The sequence below is a fragment of the Vreelandella salicampi genome (assembly GCF_013415105.1).
Classification (GTDB): domain Bacteria; phylum Pseudomonadota; class Gammaproteobacteria; order Pseudomonadales; family Halomonadaceae; genus Vreelandella; species Vreelandella salicampi.
Window position 1 is genome coordinate 1 of the sequence record NZ_JACCDF010000040.1, and the last position, 1,625, is coordinate 1,625.

Genomic DNA, 1,625 nt, shown 5'->3' on the forward strand with positions numbered 1-1,625 from the left:
TTAAGGAGGTGATCCAGCCGCAGGTTCCCCTACGGCTACCTTGTTACGACTTCACCCCAGTCATGAACCACACCGTGGTGATCGCCCTCTTGCGTTAGGCTAACCACTTCTGGTGCAGTCCACTCCCATGGTGTGACGGGCGGTGTGTACAAGGCCCGGGAACGTATTCACCGTGACATTCTGATTCACGATTACTAGCGATTCCGACTTCACGGAGTCGAGTTGCAGACTCCGATCCGGACTGAGACCGGCTTTAAGGGATTCGCTGACTCTCGCGAGCTCGCCGCCCTTTGTACCGGCCATTGTAGCACGTGTGTAGCCCTACCCGTATGGGCCATGATGACTTGACGTCGTCCCCACCTTCCTCCGGTTTGTCACCGGCAGTCTCCTTAGAGTTCCCGCCATTACGCGCTGGCAAATAAGGACAAGGGTTGCGCTCGTTACGGGACTTAACCCAACATTTCACAACACGAGCTGACGACAGCCATGCAGCACCTGTCTGACAGTTCCCGAAGGCACACCCGGATCTCTCCAGGCTTCTGTCGATGTCAAGGGTAGGTAAGGTTCTTCGCGTTGCATCGAATTAAACCACATGCTCCACCGCTTGTGCGGGCCCCCGTCAATTCATTTGAGTTTTAACCTTGCGGCCGTACTCCCCAGGCGGTCGACTTATCGCGTTAACTTCGCCACAAAGTGCTCTAGGCACCCAACGGCTGGTCGACATCGTTTACGGCGTGGACTACCAGGGTATCTAATCCTGTTTGCTACCCACGCTTTCGCACCTCAGTGTCAGTGTCAGTCCAGAAGGCCGCCTTCGCCACTGGTATTCCTCCCGATCTCTACGCATTTCACCGCTACACCGGGAATTCTACCTTCCTCTCCTGCACTCTAGCCTGACAGTTCCGGATGCCGTTCCCAGGTTGAGCCCGGGGCTTTCACAACCGGCTTATCAAGCCACCTACGCGCGCTTTACGCCCAGTAATTCCGATTAACGCTTGCACCCTCCGTATTACCGCGGCTGCTGGCACGGAGTTAGCCGGTGCTTCTTCTGCGAGTGATGTCTTTCCTGCCGGGTATTAACCAACAGGCGTTCTTCCTCGCTGAAAGTGCTTTACAACCCGAGGGCCTTCTTCACACACGCGGCATGGCTGGATCAGGGTTGCCCCCATTGTCCAATATTCCCCACTGCTGCCTCCCGTAGGAGTTCGGGCCGTGTCTCAGTCCCGATGTGGCTGATCATCCTCTCAGACCAGCTACGGATCGTCGCCTTGGTGAGCCATTACCTCACCAACCAGCTAATCCGGCATAGGCTCATCCGATAGCGCGAGGCCGAAACCCCGCTTTCTCCCGTAGGACGTATGCGGTATTAGCCTGAGTTTCCCCAGGTTATCCCCCACTACCGGGTAAATTCCTATGCATTACTCACCCGTCCGCCGCTCGTCAGCATCCAGCAAGCTGGATCTGTTACCGCTCGACTTGCATGTGTTAGGCCTGCCGCCAGCGTTCAATCTGAGCCATGATCAAACTCTTCAGTTTACAATCATTGTGATCCTTACTCGTCTCTTCCGGAGAAGACACAAAAGCGGATCAAACTTGGCTCAAGGTTTTCAAACGTTCTTCAAAGA

General features: G+C 55.3%; 1 rRNA gene. It reads right to left on the reverse strand.

Annotation, left to right across the window (positions count from 1 at the left end):
* Nucleotide 1: 1 nt before the first annotated feature.
* Nucleotides 2–1,536 (reverse strand): 16S ribosomal RNA (locus HZS81_RS17900).
* Nucleotides 1,537–1,625 lie beyond the last annotated feature (89 nt).